The sequence below is a fragment of the Pseudomonas sp. PDM04 genome (assembly GCF_014851765.1).
Lineage (GTDB): Bacteria > Pseudomonadota > Gammaproteobacteria > Pseudomonadales > Pseudomonadaceae > Aquipseudomonas.
This window is the reverse complement of record NZ_JACVAI010000002.1, coordinates 458918-473418: the sequence shown is the minus strand read 5'-3', so window position 1 is coordinate 473418 and position 14501 is coordinate 458918. Positions and strand designations below refer to the sequence as shown.

The following is a 14501-nucleotide window of genomic DNA, read 5'->3' as shown; positions in this document are numbered from 1 at the left end:
CACGACGATTAAATTCTGGTTTTCCCCGTCGAATCTGGGCTGGATCCGCTCTACATCGCCTTCCATCATCCTGCACAGTAGGAGCCATTACGGCCTTTCAGCCCACTGTGTGGGCCCCGGCCCTGGCCACCTGCGCATCCTGTTCGGCCTTGACCCCGGATACGCCCACCGCGCCGATCACCTGGCCATCGACGATGACCGGTACACCGCCTTCCAGGGAGGTCAGCAGCGGGGCTGACAGAAAGGCAAAGCGACCGCCATTGACCATGTCCTCGAACCCCTTGGACTCACGCCGGCCCAGGGCCGAGGTGCGGGCCTTTTCGGTGGCGATGTAGGCGCTGCTCGGCGTGGCGCCGTCGAGGCGTTCCAGGGCCAATGGGTGTCCACCGTCGTCGACCACGGCGATGGTCACCGCCCATTGGTTGGCCTGGGCTTCGGTGCGGGCGGCGGCGAGGATCTGGCTGACTTCGGCCTGGCCGAGGATGGCTTTGCTTTTCATGAAGACGCTCCGGTAGGGGGTGGGGGCAGGGCGGCGTCGACCAGTTCGATCCAGTGACGGACCGGGGTGCGGTTCGCCCCGTCGAGGTGTGACTGGCAGCCGATGTTGGCCGTGACGATAACATCCGGCTGACCACTTTCCAGCGCATTGAGCTTGTTGTCGCGCAACTGCCGGGACAGCACGGGCTGAGTGATCGAATAAGTGCCCGCCGACCCGCAGCACAGGTGGCTGTCGGGTACGGCGGTCAGGTTGAAGCCGAGCCGGATCAGGGTCGCTTCCACCGCACCGCCGAGTTTCTGCGCGTGCTGCAAGGTACAGGGACAATGGAAGGCCAGGCGTTGGTCGCTGTGCACACCGAGGTTTTCCAGCGGTTCCTCGCGCAGCACTTCAACCAGGTCGCGGGCCAGGGCGCTGACCTTTTTCGCCTTGTCGGCATAGGCCGGGTCGCGTTCCAGCAGATGGCCGTAATCCTTGACGAAGGCCCCGCAACCGCTGGCGGTCTGAACGATGGCCTCGGCGCCGCTTTCGAGGTGTGGCCACCACGCGTCGATGTTGCGGCGGGCGCGTTGCAGTCCGGTCGCCTGCGCGTCGAGGTGATAGTCCACGGCCCCGCAGCAGCCCGCTTCACGGGCCGCAACGACGCTGATGCCCAAGCGGTCGAGCACCCGCGCCGCCGCCGCATTGGTGTTGGGTGACAACCCCGGTTGCACGCAACCTTCGAGCATCAATACCTGGCGGGCATGGTGCGTGCGCGGCGCCGGTTTGGCCTGCGGCGTACTGCGCGGCAACTTCGCTTGCAGCGTGTCCGGCAACCAGGCCCGGAACACTTGACCGCTGCCGACCAGGCGCTTGAACAGGCCCGGATTGGGCACGAGGTTGCGCAAGCCTTCGCGCAGCAAGCGTTGGCCGAGCGGTCGCGGCACGGCGGCATCGACCACCGCGCGGCCAATGTCCAGCAGGTTGTGGTAATCGACCCCCGAAGGGCAGGTGGTTTCGCAGTTGCGGCACGACAGGCAGCGGTCCAGGTGCTGCTGGGTCTTCTGGGTGACCTCATGGCCTTCCAGCACTTGCTTGATCAGGTAGATGCGGCCCCGGGGACCATCGAGTTCATCGCCGAGCAGTTGATAGGTCGGGCAGGTGGCGTTGCAGAAGCCGCAGTGCACGCAGGTGCGCAGGATGCTTTCGGCTTCTTCGGCGCGGGGCAGGCGGCGAGCGTTGTCGCTCAGGGTGGTCTGCATGGTTCAGAGCTCCGCGTACAGGCGGGCGGGGTTGAAGATGCCCCGTGGATCGAGTTGTTGCTTCAGACTGCGGTGATAGCGCATCAGTGCCGCCGGCAAGGGCTGGAAGGGGCTGTCGATCAGGCCATGGCTGTAGCAGGTGACGTGACCGCCGACCTCCTCGACGACCTTGCGGATGAACCCCGCCTCGGCGTCCGACTTGAGCCAGCGCTGGGCGCCGCCCCAATCGATCAATTGCCGGCCGGGCAAGGACAGTCGCGGGGTGTTGTGCGGCACCGACAGGCGCCACAGCGGTTGATCTTCGTCGAAGAAACGCAGTCGATGTTCGTTGAGATCGGCCCAGAAGGCCGGGTTCAGCCGCTCGCCCCCCAATCGCTCATGGGCGGCCGTCACCGAGCCTTCGCCCCCCTCGAGGCGCAGGTGCAACTGCTGCCCGTCGTGGCACGCCGCGCTGATCGGCAGCGGTTGCTGGCCCCATTCCGCCAGGCGCAGCAGGGCGCGGTCGCTGTCCATGTCCAGACTGATGCTCAAGGTTTGCCGGGGTTTGGGCAGGACTTTGAGTGAGACTTCGGTGATCACGCCCAGGCTGCCGAAGCTGCCGGCCATCAGGCGCGACAGGTCGTAGCCGGCGACGTTCTTCATCACCTCGCCACCGAACCGCAGGTGCTTGCCGTGCCCGGTGATGACCCGGGTGCCGAGCACGAAGTCGCGCACCGAGCCTGCCCAGGGTCGCCGCGGCCCCGACAGGCCGCTGGCAATCATCCCGCCGACGGTGGCGTCGTCGCCGAAGGCGGGCGGTTCGCAAGGCAGCATCTGCTGCGAACCGTCGAGGATATACGTCAGCTCGGACAGGGGCGTGCCGCAGCGGGCGGTGATCACCAGTTCGGTCGGGTCATAGGCCACGACTCCGCGATGGCTGCGGGTGTCGAGCACTTCCCCGGCGACGATGCGCCCCAGGAAGGCCTTGCTGTTGGAGCCTTGAATGCGCAGCGGGGTGGCGTTTTCCAGTGCCCGGTTGACCTGTTCCAGCAGCGTGGCGCTGTCGTCGAATGCCTGTTCACGGTACATCAGAAACGCTCCAGCTCAGGGAAGGGCAACTGCCCTGCGTGCACGTGCAGGGCGCCAAACTCGGCGCAGCGGTGCAGGGTCGGAATGTTCTTGCCGGGGTTGAGCAAACCGCCCGGGTCGAACGCGGCCTTGACCCCGTGGAACAGGGTCAGCTCATCACTGTTGAACTGCGCGCACATCTGGTTGATTTTCTCCCGGCCCACCCCGTGTTCGCCGGTAATGCTGCCGCCGACGCTCACGCACAATTCGAGGATCCTGCCGCCCAGGGTTTCCGCCCGTTCGAGTTCACCCGGCTGGTTGGCGTCGAACAGGATCAACGGGTGCATGTTGCCGTCACCGGCGTGGAAAACGTTGGCCACGCGCAAGTCATACTCGGCGGACAGCGCGGCGATCGCCTGCAGCACCCCGGGCAATTCGCGACGCGGGATGGTGCCGTCCATGCAGTAGTAATCCGGCGAGAGACGGCCCACGGCGGGGAAGGCATTCTTGCGTCCGGCCCAGAATCGCACGCGTTCGGCTTCATCCTGTGCCTGGCGCAATTGCGTGGCGCCGGCCTGTTCCAGCACCTGGCGCACGCGGTCGCAATCGTCATGGACATCGGCCTCGACGCCGTCGAGTTCACACAACAGGATGGCTTCGGCGTCGACCGGGTAACCGGCGTGGATAAAGTCTTCGGCGGCGCGAATCGCCAGGTTGTCCATCATCTCCAGCCCGCCGGGAATGATGCCGGCAGCGATGATGTCGGCGACGGCGCGACCGGCCTTTTCCACGGAGTCGAACGCCGCCAGCAACACTTTGGCGGTCTGCGGCTTGGGCAGCAGTTTGACCGTGACTTCGGTGATGACCCCGAGCATGCCCTCGGACCCGGTGAACAGCGCCAGCAGGTCGAAGCCAGAGGAATCGAGGGCGTCGGAGCCGAGGGTCAGGTGTTCGCCTTCAACCGTCAGGATCTCCAGCTTGAGCAGGTTGTGCACGGTCAGGCCGTATTTCAGGCAATGCACGCCACCGGCATTTTCCGCGACGTTGCCACCAATGGAACAGGCGATTTGCGAGGAAGGGTCCGGCGCGTAGTACAGGCCGAACGGTGCCGCCGCCTGGGAAATCGCCAGGTTGCGCACACCCGGCTGGACCCGCGCGGTGCGGGCGGCAGGGTCGATGTGCAGGATGTGGTTGAAGCGCGCCATCACCAGCAGCACGCCTTTTTCCAGGGGCAAGGCGCCGCCGGACAGACCGGTGCCCGCCCCACGGGCAACCACCGGGACACGCATCTCATGACACAGCCGGAGCACCCCTTGCACTTCGTCCAGGTGACGCGGCAGGACCACCAGCAGCGGCGTGGTGCGGTAGGCCGAGAGACCGTCGCACTCATACGGCTTGAGCTCTTCCTGCTGATGCAGCACTTCCAGTTTCGGCAAGCGGCTTTGCAGGGCTTGGAGCAGGGCGGCCTTGTCGACGTCGGGCAGCGCGCCGTCAATGCGTTCATCGTAGAGAATGTTCATAGTGGTTCCACAGTACTCCATTCATGAACCCCCTGCAGGCGCGAGCTTGATCGCTCCTGCAGGGGGCGCTGGGGTAGCGGGCTCAATGCCCGCCCACCACCATGGCCGTGAATGGCGATACATACGCCTGCAGCGTCACCAGCCCGCCGACCAGGATCGCCAGGACGATGGAGTGGAAGAACACATAGCGCAGGATTTCCCCTTCATGGCCGTACCAGCGTGTCGCGGTGGAGGCCACCACGATTGACTGGGCATCGACCATCTTGCCCATGACCCCGCCGGAACTGTTGGCGGCGGCCATCAACACCGGGCTCAGGCCCAGTTGTTCGGCGGTGACCCGTTGCAGGCCGCCAAACAGCACGTTGGACGCCGTGTCCGAGCCGGTCAGCGCGACACCGAGCCAGCCGAGCAAGGTGCCGAACATGGGGTAGAAAATCCCCGTCGCGGCAAAGGCCAGGCCCATGGTGGCGTCCAGTCCCGAATAGCGCGTGAGGAAGCCCAGGGCGAGCATCGCGACGATGGTGATCAGCGAGTAGCGCACCACCCAGATGGTTCTCAGATAGTGCTTGATCAGTTGCGGAATCGAATAACCCATCAACAGGCCACCCAGGATGGCCGCCAGCAGGATGCCGCTGCCGGTGCTGGTGAGCCAGGTGAATTTGTAGACGGCTTCCTCGGTTTTTGGCGCAGGCACCACCGGCGGCACTTTCTCGATTTGCTGGTGGATCGTGCCGAAGGTGATGACCGGAGCGAAGACCGGATTGGCTTCACGCAGGGGTTTGCCTTGTGGGTCGAGCTTGGCGGAGTTCGTGACCGGATCGATGGCCGGGCGGGTGTCGAACATGTTCTTGAAGCCCTGGGTGCCCCAGGCAAACACGAACACCGTGAGGATGATCCAGGGCATCCACGCACGCATGACCGCCGGCCGGGCGTCGCCGGAGAAGGTCGTGTTGGCGGTGGGTTTCTCGTCGTGCTCGGCGTCGATTTTCGAGTTGTCGACGCGCCCGGACAGGGCGGCCGAGGTGTGCACGGTGGCCGGTTTCCACACCTTGAGGAAACCGGTCAGGCAGGCCATGGAAATCAGCGCGGCAATCACGTCCACCAGCATCGGCCCGTGATAGTTGGACACGACGAACTGCGGGATGGCGAAGCTGACCCCGGCGACCAGGATCGCCGGCCAGATTTCCAGCATCTTGCGCCAACCGGCGAACGCCCAGATCAGCCAGAACGGCACCAGTACCGAAAAGAACGGCAACTGCCGGCCGACCATCATCGACAGCTCCATCTCATCCAGCCCCGTGACCTTGGCCAGGGTAATGATCGGCGTGCCCAGCGCGCCGAAGGCCACGGGCGCGGTGTTGGCGATCAACGCCAGGCCGGAGGCGGCCAGCGGCGAGAAACCCAACCCGATCAAAATCGCCCCGGTCACCGCCACCGGCGTGCCGAAACCGGCCGCCCCTTCGAAAAAGGCGCCGAAACAGAAGGCAATCAGCAGCAATTGCAGGCGCCTGTCGTCGGTGATGCGTGCCAGCGAATCCTGCAGCACTTTGAACGAGCCGTTCTCGGTGGTCAGCCGGTGCAGGAAAATGATGTTGAGCACGATCCAGCCAATCGGCAGCAAACCGTTGGCCGCCCCGTATAGCGCCGCCGAGCCCGCCATGTTGGCCGGCATGCCGAAGGCGAAGATCGCGATGATCAGCGCCGAGCCGAGGGCGAGCAATGCCGCCAGATGTGCTTTGATGTGAAAGAACGCCAGGGCCGCCAGCATCACCACAACGGGCACGGCTGCCATGAGGGTTGAAATGACCGGGTTGCCGAACGGATCGTAAATCTGCTGCCAGACCATGCTCACCTCTGCTTTTTTATTGTCGGGTTTGCAGACCCCTGAGGGGGCGGTGGCTTGTAGTATAGGTGGCATTGCGCCGCTGTCCTGTGCGGCGTCGATCGCGGTTTTTCAGCGGGTTGTTCGAGCTGACCGAATTCACTGCCGGAGGAACGCAACGATGACTGAACGCCATTTGCTTCACACCGAAACCCTGTCGAACGGCTGCAGCATCAAGGTCAAGGCCGAGATCCTGCGCGACGGCTCTTTGGGCATGTTCATCGGCGTCTACCGACCTGATGGCGGGGCGATCGAGGAAAACGACCACCCCTCGCTGCATTTTCTCGACATGGAAGCAGCGATGGAGTGGGGGATTGAGCAGGCGAAGGACATTGGTAACGGGCAAAGAACGCTGTAAACACCGGACCTGTGGGAGCGGGCTTGCCCGCGAAGGCGAAAAGCCAGGCGACGTTGATGCTGGATGTGCCGACGTCTTCGCGGGCCAGCCTCGCTCCTGCAAGGACCGTGGTGTTGTCAGGGTTGCGGCAGCGATGCGCCGGAAAGCCCTGTGTTTTTTCGCAGAGGTCTGGAGAACTTCCAGGCATCTCCCGCCGGCGCCGTGCCTTTGTCGTACGGCTTGCCCAGCAGCATGTAGACCAGCCCGGCGCCCATCACCACCAGCGTGGTCAGAATCATCGAGTAGTTGATGTACCACGGCGCGTCGGGCGAGCGGGGCCAGACCATGTTGACGATGGCGCAGACGCCATAGACCAGCGCAGCCAGGTTCACCCACAGACCCCAAGCCCCCAGCGTGAACTGCCCGTTCGGGCGCCAGCCCTTGGTGCGGGCGATCAGGGCAGCGACGACGATCAACTGGAACGCCACGTAGATCCCGATCGCCGCGAAACCGACGATGGTCGCCACGGCGTCAGCCATGAACATGCCGAGGCAGACAATCCCCGCCGGCACCAGGCCGCTGATCAGCAGCGCAAACGACGGCACGTGGTTGCCGGACAGGCGCTTGAGCAGAGAGCTGCCGATGATCATTTCGTCACGGGCATAAGCGAACAGCAGGCGACTGGCCGCCGCTTGCAGGCTCAGCACGCACGAGATGAACGACACCATCACCACCGCCATCACCAGTCGCGAACCCACCGGACCGAAGGCATTGGCGAGAATGGTCGCCACGGGATCGGTGTCTTCCCCGGCCAGGACCCTGGCCATGTCCGGCACCGAAAGGATCAGCGCCAGGCAGGCGAACATCGCCGCCGCACCACCGATGTAAATGGTCATGCGCATGGCTTTCGGAATGCGCTTGCCCGGGTTGGGTGTTTCCTCGGCGACATCGCCGCAGGCTTCGAAACCGTAATACTGGAACAGACCCGCCAGCGAAGCGGCGAGGAACGCCGGCAAGTACGAGCCATTGACCTCCAGGTTAAACGTGTCGAACAGCACATTGAACGGCTGGTGACGCTCGAAAATCAGCAAATATCCGCCAACCAGAATTGCCCCGACCAGTTCACAGAGAAAGCCGAACATCGCCACCCGCGCCAGCAGCTTGGTGCCGACCAGATTCAAGGCGGTGGAGAGCAGGATGATGCTCAGGGCGATGTAGATATTGGCCTCGGAACCGGGAGCGAAGCCGAGCATGATTGCCAGGTACGGCCCGGCTCCCACGGCGACGCCAGCGATGGTCGCGCACAACGCCCACGCGTACACCCAGCCGACCATCCACGCCCAGCGTTTGCCCACCAGCCGACGGGCCCACGGATAGACGCCCCCGGAAATTGGAAACTGCGAAACGATTTCACCGAAGATCAGGCACACCAGCATCTGTCCTGCACCGATCAGCAAGTAGGACCAGAACATCGGCGGGCCACCCGCGGCCAGGCACAAACCGAACAGCGTGTAGACGCCGACCACCGGTGACAGGTAAGTGAAACCCAGGGAGAAGTTCTCCCACAGGCTCATGCTGCGATTGAAATCCGAACTGTAGCCGAGGGCGCGGAGCTGTTCCGCATCCTGGTCGGCGCTGACGCTGGCACGCGCGTTGGATGAGCCACTCATGTTATTTCCTCATTATCAATGGCAGGTGTTTGCAGGGTTGGCCGGTTGCCCGGCCGATGCTCTTGCGGGAGCAAGGTGCGTCCGCGGAGGCGTTCTTCAAAACGCCAAAACCTTTGCGGGCAGCCTCGCTCCTATCAAGCGAATTGCGTCAGGCTCTGGTTTCTTCGTCGTACTGCGACAGCCACTGCACCGCCGCATCGCGATAGCGACTGAAGCCCTTGTAGTCGACCAATTGCTGATTCAAGTCGCGCAGCACCCGATGCATGCGCCGGGCCCACGCCGGGTTGGTGGCGATGTCCTCGAGGCTGAGCAGGTAAGTGCGGATCGGAAAGACGATGGCGTTACTGCGTGGCAACCGATGCAGCGGCTGCAATTCGATACGCAGGTAGACCAGCTTGCCGGCGTTCTGCGCGGTCACGATGGTCCGGTCAGGTGCCCATTCCGGCAGGCTTTCAGCCGAGACTTCAAGGCGCGGGTTGACGGTCAGCGACCAGTTCAGGCGACGCACCGGATGCCCGGTACGCAGGCGCAGCAGAAACTTCAATGCACGGTCGAGCATGCCGATTTCCTTTACCAGCGGCACCGGCCCGTGGAACTCCTCCCAGCTCATGCCGAGGTTGAAACGCAGCGAGTAATCCGCGCGTTGGGTGGCGATCCCCGCACCCCAGTACAACGTGCCGTCGCGTTCTTCCTGCAGCACCCAGTCACCCTGGGCCTGACGGGTCACATACTCCATCGGTTCATAGGGCAGGGTGGCGGGGTCGCCGAAGGTGAAGTGGTCGTCGATATCGAGCAGGCGGTTGGTCCAGTGCCACTGCCGACCTTCACGGGCCAGGCTGAAATACTGCGGATAGTCGCGGGCGTACGACTCCATGATCAGCTCCAGCAAATCCCACTGCGCCTCCATCATGTGCGGCGCCGAGACGTAGTGCATGCCCGGATCCTTCTCCAAAGTGATCGCACGGTCCCGGCATTCGCTGATGTAGTGCTCGTCGATATCGAACGCGGCCCTGAACGCACCGTCCCCCACCGACACATGGGGTTCGAGGTTCATCGAATACATGTAGTCGTCATCGGGAAACGGGAAGGGCGCGCGGGCGATGGTCTGCGGACTGTTGGCGAAGGTGTAGTCGTCGCGATAGGTTTCGTCGGGATTGAATTGGATGTTCATGTTTGTTCTCCGTCGATCAGAGGTCGATGACCAGGCGATTGCACCTGGCGCGTGATACGCAGGGCATGATTTTCTTGCGGCCGCTCTTGTCCTCGTCGGACAACCAGTCATCGCTGTGCAGCAGCTCGCCATCGAGCTCCAGCACGTCGGTTTCGCAATGCCCACAGGCGCCGCCGCGGCACAGGTACGGCATGCTGTAGCCCGCGGCCTCGACCGCTTCGAGCATGGTCTGGTCGGGGGAGACTTCGATGGTCGTGCCACTGCGGCCGAGGGTGAAACTGAACGCTTCGCCGCCGCTGCTCTGTTCGAGGAAACGTTCGAAGTGCACGTGGCTGTCGGTCCAGCCAAGGTCGCGGGCGCAAGCCAGCGTGGCGTCGATCATGCTGTCCGGCCCGCACACATAAACGTGGCTGCCCAGCGGGCGATCAGCGAGCACCCGGCCAATCTGCAGGCGCGATTCAATGCCCTTGCGGTACAGGTGAACCTGCTCGCCGTAGGTGGCCTGCAACTCCTTGCCCAGTTGCGCATGTGCTTCGCCACGCACCGCGTAATGCAGCTCGAAGGGCACCTTGCTCAAGCGCAGTTCCTCGAGCTGGGAAATCACCGGCGTGATGCCGACGCCACCGGCGATGAACAGGTGCAGACGCGCCTGCTTGATCAGCGGGAACAGGTTGACCGGCGGCGTGACCTCGATCAGGTCACCTTCAGCGACGTTGTCGTGCAGCGAGACCGAACCGCCGCGACCGCTGTCCACGCGGCGCACGGCGATCTGATAACTGCTGGTGTCGTAGGGCGAACTCAGCAGGGAATAGGGGTTGCGCAAGGTGTTCTGCGGGTTGGCGATCAGCACCACGACGTGGCTGCCACCGGAGAACGCCGGCAAGTGCGCGCCGGTTGGCGACACCAGGGTGAAGCGCTTGATTTCCGGGGTCACCGCTTCGATCCGCGCCACGCGCAGGTTCAACGTCCCATGGTTCTGGCTCATGTGTCGAGCTCCTCGGCTTCGGGCAATTCACCCGGGACTTCGGCATCGGCCTTGACCGCCTGGAAGGCTGCCAACCGCCGGGAATAGTGATCGCGTACCACCAGCGTCAGGCCGCAGCCGGGGCAGTCGTAGACCCGTTGGGTGACGTTTTCGGTGAAGGTGTCGCAGTGCACGCACCAGACGCGGCGGACCAATGTACCGGAGTGCTCGCGCAGCACTTCGTCACGGTTCAAGTCGAAATGCGTGGCCACTTGCATGGCGCTGCCGAGGAAGCTTTCCGAGCCGGCGAGGTACAGGCGGGTGCCCATGTGCGCTTCGCCGAGCAGGGTTTTCAACGCGTCGATCAATGACTGGTTGGTCGCGTGCACATGCAGCGGGTGCGCGCGGTGCTGTTGTAACTGCGTGAGGAAATCGTGGCCGGAGAACGACTCTTGCGAGTACAGCAAGGTGATCGGCCGATCCAGGTCGGCCATCTCTTCCAGCAAGCGCAACATGGCGCGACCGCCGCTGCCTTGCCCGGCAATGATGTGCCGAGTACCTCCCGGCAGCGGTTGCAACCGGTCATAGACCGGTCGGCTTTTTATCCCGGTGATCAACATTTTTATTATTCCTCCTGGCTAGCGGCACGGCGGATGAAAGCCGGCCCTGATGCAAAGCCCAACGACGGTGGGTTGCAGGGAGGAGGAGCACAGGTCGTGCCAGATACTTAAGTCATTGAAATTAAATGATTTATTAGTTTTCGTGAACGAAGAGACAGGCAAAAGTAACTAGATATGTAGGCATTTTCGCAGCGGTGAAAGCTTTTGCAGGAGCGAGCTTGCTCGCGAAAAACGTTCGGACAACCGCGCCCAGGCAGGCAGCCCGCGTTAACGTTGACCTCCATCGCGAGCGAGCTCGCTCCTACAGAAAAACCGGTAGTCAGTCGCGCTGAAGCTTGCGGATCAATGTGCCGATGTCGATCCCCAGGTGCACTGCGGCCTTACGCTTGCTGCCGCACAGGTGCATGGCCCGGAGAATCACCTGGCGTTCGAAGTGTTGTACCTGCAGCTTGAGATTTTGCTCCGGATCGTCTTGCTCCTCGGCCACTGCCGATTTCGCCCATGCCTGCGGGCGCGGCGTCGGTTCCAGCAGTTCGGCTGGCAGATGATGTTCCTGCGCTTCATCGTCGGCGAGCACGGCCAGGCGTTCGAAGATGTTCACCAATTCGCGGACATTGCCCGGGTAGTCGTAATCCAATAGCCGCTTGCGGCACCCGGCGGACAGGCTCAGCGACGGCTCGCGATCGCCGTTGATGCGACTCAGCAGGATGTCGATAAGGAACGGCAAATCGTCTCGATGCTGACGCAACGGTGGAATCTCCACCGGCAACACCGCCAGGCGATAGTAGAGGTCGGCGCGAAACTCGCCGATGCTCACCAGATGCCGCAAGTCCTTGTTGGTGGCGGCAATCACTTGCACCTGCACCGTTTTGCTCAACGGTGAGCCGACAGACTGGATGGTGCTGTCTTCAAGGAACTTCAACAGCTTGGCTTGCACATGCAACGGGATTTCGCCGATCTCGTCGAGGAACAGCGTGCCGCCCGAAGCCGTCTCGATGTAACCCTGCTTGCCGCCCTGCAAAGCACCGGTGAAGGCGCCGCGCTCATAGCCGAACATCTCCGACTCGAACAGGCTCTCCGGAATGCTCCCGCAGTTGACATGAATGAACGGCCGGTCGCCCCAGCCGGCAGCGCGGTGGATATGCCGGGCGATAGCGGTCTTGCCGACGCCCGGTTCACCGAGCAACAACAACCGCGCCCGTCGTCGGAACGCGCGTACGCCGGTGTCGGCGATACTCGACAGCTGCGGTGACAGGTGCAGTGCGTTGTCTTGCGGGTCACGCAGACCCTGAGGTTCCACCGGCCGATTACCCAGCGCGGCTCGACGCTGCGGCTGGCTGCCGTCGAAGTCTTTCTGGGTCAGCATCCTGAACGGTTTTTCATAGGCACCGGTGGGAATGGCGTGGGTGCTGCTGAGCAGGACCCGGCCTTCGCGGGAGCGGGTCAGTGCGCTGGTGCCGCCGCGATTCAGCGCCGCCTGGAAGTCTTCGTAGTTCAATGCCGAACGCTGGAAGAATTCACTCTCGGCAAGTCCGATGGCTTGCTGTCGGGACAGCCGGTTGATGCGTTCGGCGGCGAGGTTGAGAAAGCGCACCCGGCCTTCGCCATCCGTCACGATCAACGCATCGCTGAAGCTGTCGAGCAGCGCATGCAGCGCGGGTGTTTCCAGCAACGCCTCGAGCACTTCGCTGCTGACGTTGACCGACGAGCGCATGCCCATCTGCAATGTCGGTGGCAGGTTCCTGTCTTTCATGGGTGCAGCTCTTCGGCGCGGCGCACACCTTGGCTTTCACGGAACACCGCGACCCGCCAGGCCACACCCTCACGAATCAGCAGCCGCGAGCAGTGCACGTTGAAATTCAGCTGGCGTCCGCTCAAGTCGGGCAGTGGCAGGCTGTGCCAGGTGCGCTCGGGCAGGGCGTTGTCCAGCAGCAGTCGGGCGATGCCGGCACCGTGGGTGATGCCGAAGGTTTCTTCGAAGGCGACGTTGCGCCATTGCGGTTGCAGCTGTTCATCGATCACCAGTACCGCGTCGGGCACCGCATCGAACACCCGGCGCAAGGCGTCGATGCGTTGCTCGGCGTCGTGCTGCATGCGCAACTCCTGACTGACATCGCGAATGCTGCCCCACATGCGCAACAGGCGACCGTTGACGATGGTCGCGCGCACATCATTCTCGACGTAGGCCGGCGAGCCGTCGTGGCGGCGATCCACCGACAGCGCGCAATCGACGCTGAACCCGGCTTCGATCAGGCGCCGCACGAACGCCTCGTTCGCCGGGCTGCGCGGCCAGTACAGGCGCACTGGTTGCTGATCGAAATCGACATCCGAGGGCATTTCATACACATCCGCCATGGCGCGGTTGCACAGGCGCCAGTGCGAGTCGTTTTCGAACACCTGGCGCACGATTTCGTCCGCAGAGGTGTTGATGTCTACCGCCTCGGCAAACTCGATGCACCAGTACGCGACCTTGGCGCTCTGCAGCATCTGGCTCATCACTTCATTGGCGTTGTGCAGTTCCCGCAGGCGATGGCCCAGCGCACCGAGAGGGATTTTCAGCAAATGCAGGCGCGCCGGCTGCACCGCACGCCACTCCAGCAGCCCGCTGGCGACCACGTGCAGCAAGCCACCGTTGTGGCGGATCAGGGTCAGTTCCAGACTGTTGATCTGCTCGTCGGCAGGCGGATTGGCGAACAGCGAGCGCAAGGCGCGCAGCGCTTCGACGCTGAAGATGCGCTCGATCGGCTGGTTCAGCAGCGCTTCGGGGGCATAGCCCAGTTGATCGCTCAGGCTGGCCGACACGCTGAGCAGTTGCCCGTTGGCGCTGAGAGTGCTCGACAGCGGTGGCGCTTTGGCGGCCAGTAAATTCAGGGTATCCATTGTGGATCGGCTCGATTTGGCTAGGGGGGCCTGGCTCAAAGCACTCAGGCAGTCAAAGCGCGGCATATCGCATGCCAACTGACCTGCGCCGCGAACACGGGGCCGGGAAGCAATGCCGGTTGTAGAGCGCTGCGATAATGCAGCGAAATGTGCATTTATGCAGCGCTCACGTTGAGATTAGCGGCCGAAGGAAGGCACCGGGGTCAAATCCGATCGGTGACCCGCTGCAGATCAGGCTTTGGCGGCGGCGAGGTAGGCGCCCAGACGCCGGCCCATTTCCTCACCCAGGGCCTGCAGGCCGCTCATTGGCCGGACCATGACTTCGAAGTCGGTGATGTTGCCCTGCTCGTCGAAACGAATCATGTCGATGCCCTTGAGCTCTTTGCCGCCGACCTTGGCACTGAATTCCAGCACGACGTTCAGGCCGTCGGCCGTCGCCAGTTCACGGTGATAGGTGAAGTCTTCAAAGACCTGGCAGACCGTGCTCAGGATCATCGTCACCACCGGCGCGCCGGAGTAGGGCGTGTGCGCCATCGGCGAGCGGAACACCACCCCCGGGGCCAGCAGCGTGGGCAGGTCTTGCAGGTCACGCCGGCCGATCATGGCGTGCCAGTGGTCCAGGGACGCGGCGGCATTGGGGTGCAGTTTCAGCTCGGACATCTTCAGCTCCTGT

The 14501-nt window shown here is 63.4% G+C and carries 13 protein-coding genes; 1 reads left to right on the top strand and 12 read right to left on the bottom strand.

Annotated elements, in window-relative coordinates:
* Nucleotides 1-97: 97 nt before the first annotated feature.
* The 5 genes from IB249_RS08985 to IB249_RS08965 form a co-directional block, all read right to left on the bottom strand.
* Nucleotides 98-499 carry a heme-binding protein gene (locus IB249_RS08985; protein ID WP_192303708.1) on the bottom strand — a complete coding sequence of 134 codons (402 nt, stop codon included), beginning with the start codon at nucleotides 497-499 and terminating at the stop codon, nucleotides 98-100.
* Nucleotides 496-1737, bottom strand: a complete 1242-nt coding sequence (gene glcF, locus IB249_RS08980; protein ID WP_192303706.1) for a glycolate oxidase subunit GlcF — start codon at nucleotides 1735-1737, stop codon at nucleotides 496-498. The genes IB249_RS08985 and glcF overlap by 4 nt, the downstream gene beginning before the upstream one ends.
* 3 nt (nucleotides 1738-1740) lie before the next feature.
* Nucleotides 1741-2805 (bottom strand): glycolate oxidase subunit GlcE, encoded by a 1065-nt coding sequence (gene glcE, locus IB249_RS08975; RefSeq protein ID WP_192303704.1) that lies wholly within the window; start codon nucleotides 2803-2805, stop codon nucleotides 1741-1743.
* Nucleotides 2805-4304, bottom strand: a complete 1500-nt coding sequence (gene glcD, locus IB249_RS08970) for a glycolate oxidase subunit GlcD (RefSeq protein ID WP_192303702.1) — start codon at nucleotides 4302-4304, stop codon at nucleotides 2805-2807. Before glcD ends, glcE begins: the two co-directional genes overlap by 1 nt.
* A gap of 82 nt (nucleotides 4305-4386) precedes the next feature.
* Nucleotides 4387-6150, bottom strand: a complete 1764-nt coding sequence (locus tag IB249_RS08965) for an L-lactate permease (RefSeq protein WP_192303700.1) — start codon at nucleotides 6148-6150, stop codon at nucleotides 4387-4389.
* Nucleotides 6151-6307: 157 nt separating this feature from the next.
* Here IB249_RS08965 and IB249_RS08960 point away from each other — a divergent pair, with 157 nt between their 5' ends.
* Nucleotides 6308-6544, top strand: coding sequence for a hypothetical protein (locus tag IB249_RS08960; protein WP_192303698.1), 237 nt, complete (start codon nucleotides 6308-6310; stop codon nucleotides 6542-6544).
* A gap of 116 nt (nucleotides 6545-6660) precedes the next feature.
* On the opposite strand, the gene IB249_RS08955 is transcribed toward IB249_RS08960, so the two are convergent.
* The 7 genes from IB249_RS08955 to IB249_RS08925 form a co-directional block, all read right to left on the bottom strand.
* The gene (locus IB249_RS08955; protein ID WP_192303696.1) at nucleotides 6661-8193 is read right to left on the bottom strand and encodes an APC family permease; all 1533 of its coding nucleotides are present in this window, start codon (nucleotides 8191-8193) and stop codon (nucleotides 6661-6663) included.
* Between the two features lie 148 nt (nucleotides 8194-8341).
* On the bottom strand, nucleotides 8342-9364 hold the full coding sequence (locus tag IB249_RS08950) for a heme-dependent oxidative N-demethylase family protein (RefSeq protein ID WP_192303694.1): 1023 nt from the start codon (nucleotides 9362-9364) through the stop codon (nucleotides 8342-8344).
* A gap of 16 nt (nucleotides 9365-9380) precedes the next feature.
* Complete coding sequence (locus IB249_RS08945) at nucleotides 9381-10349, bottom strand: PDR/VanB family oxidoreductase (protein WP_192303692.1); 969 nt, start codon at nucleotides 10347-10349, stop codon at nucleotides 9381-9383.
* Nucleotides 10346-10948 (bottom strand): dimethylamine monooxygenase subunit DmmA family protein, encoded by a 603-nt coding sequence (locus tag IB249_RS08940; protein WP_192303691.1) that lies wholly within the window; start codon nucleotides 10946-10948, stop codon nucleotides 10346-10348. Before IB249_RS08940 ends, IB249_RS08945 begins: the two co-directional genes overlap by 4 nt.
* Before the next feature lie 319 nt (nucleotides 10949-11267).
* On the bottom strand, nucleotides 11268-12701 hold the full coding sequence (locus IB249_RS08935) for a sigma-54 interaction domain-containing protein (protein ID WP_192303689.1): 1434 nt from the start codon (nucleotides 12699-12701) through the stop codon (nucleotides 11268-11270).
* The gene (locus tag IB249_RS08930; protein ID WP_192303688.1) at nucleotides 12698-13828 is read right to left on the bottom strand and encodes a PAS domain-containing protein; all 1131 of its coding nucleotides are present in this window, start codon (nucleotides 13826-13828) and stop codon (nucleotides 12698-12700) included. The genes IB249_RS08935 and IB249_RS08930 overlap by 4 nt, the downstream gene beginning before the upstream one ends.
* 231 nt (nucleotides 13829-14059) lie before the next feature.
* Nucleotides 14060-14488, bottom strand: coding sequence for a nuclear transport factor 2 family protein (locus tag IB249_RS08925; protein WP_192303687.1), 429 nt, complete (start codon nucleotides 14486-14488; stop codon nucleotides 14060-14062).
* Nucleotides 14489-14501 lie beyond the last annotated feature (13 nt).

Coding starts and splice junctions, on each gene's coding strand:
- IB249_RS08985 (WP_192303708.1), bottom strand. CDS start 499: ATGAAAAGCAAAGCCATCCTCGGCCAGGCCGAAGTCAGCCAGATCCTC.
- glcF (WP_192303706.1), bottom strand. CDS start 1,737: ATGCAGACCACCCTGAGCGACAACGCTCGCCGCCTGCCCCGCGCCGAA.
- glcE (WP_192303704.1), bottom strand. CDS start 2,805: ATGTACCGTGAACAGGCATTCGACGACAGCGCCACGCTGCTGGAACAG.
- glcD (WP_192303702.1), bottom strand. CDS start 4,304: ATGAACATTCTCTACGATGAACGCATTGACGGCGCGCTGCCCGACGTC.
- IB249_RS08965 (WP_192303700.1), bottom strand. CDS start 6,150: ATGGTCTGGCAGCAGATTTACGATCCGTTCGGCAACCCGGTCATTTCA.
- IB249_RS08960 (WP_192303698.1), top strand. CDS start 6,308: ATGACTGAACGCCATTTGCTTCACACCGAAACCCTGTCGAACGGCTGC.
- IB249_RS08955 (WP_192303696.1), bottom strand. CDS start 8,193: ATGAGTGGCTCATCCAACGCGCGTGCCAGCGTCAGCGCCGACCAGGAT.
- IB249_RS08950 (WP_192303694.1), bottom strand. CDS start 9,364: ATGAACATCCAATTCAATCCCGACGAAACCTATCGCGACGACTACACC.
- IB249_RS08945 (WP_192303692.1), bottom strand. CDS start 10,349: ATGAGCCAGAACCATGGGACGTTGAACCTGCGCGTGGCGCGGATCGAA.
- IB249_RS08940 (WP_192303691.1), bottom strand. CDS start 10,948: ATGTTGATCACCGGGATAAAAAGCCGACCGGTCTATGACCGGTTGCAA.
- IB249_RS08935 (WP_192303689.1), bottom strand. CDS start 12,701: ATGAAAGACAGGAACCTGCCACCGACATTGCAGATGGGCATGCGCTCG.
- IB249_RS08930 (WP_192303688.1), bottom strand. CDS start 13,828: ATGGATACCCTGAATTTACTGGCCGCCAAAGCGCCACCGCTGTCGAGC.
- IB249_RS08925 (WP_192303687.1), bottom strand. CDS start 14,488: ATGTCCGAGCTGAAACTGCACCCCAATGCCGCCGCGTCCCTGGACCAC.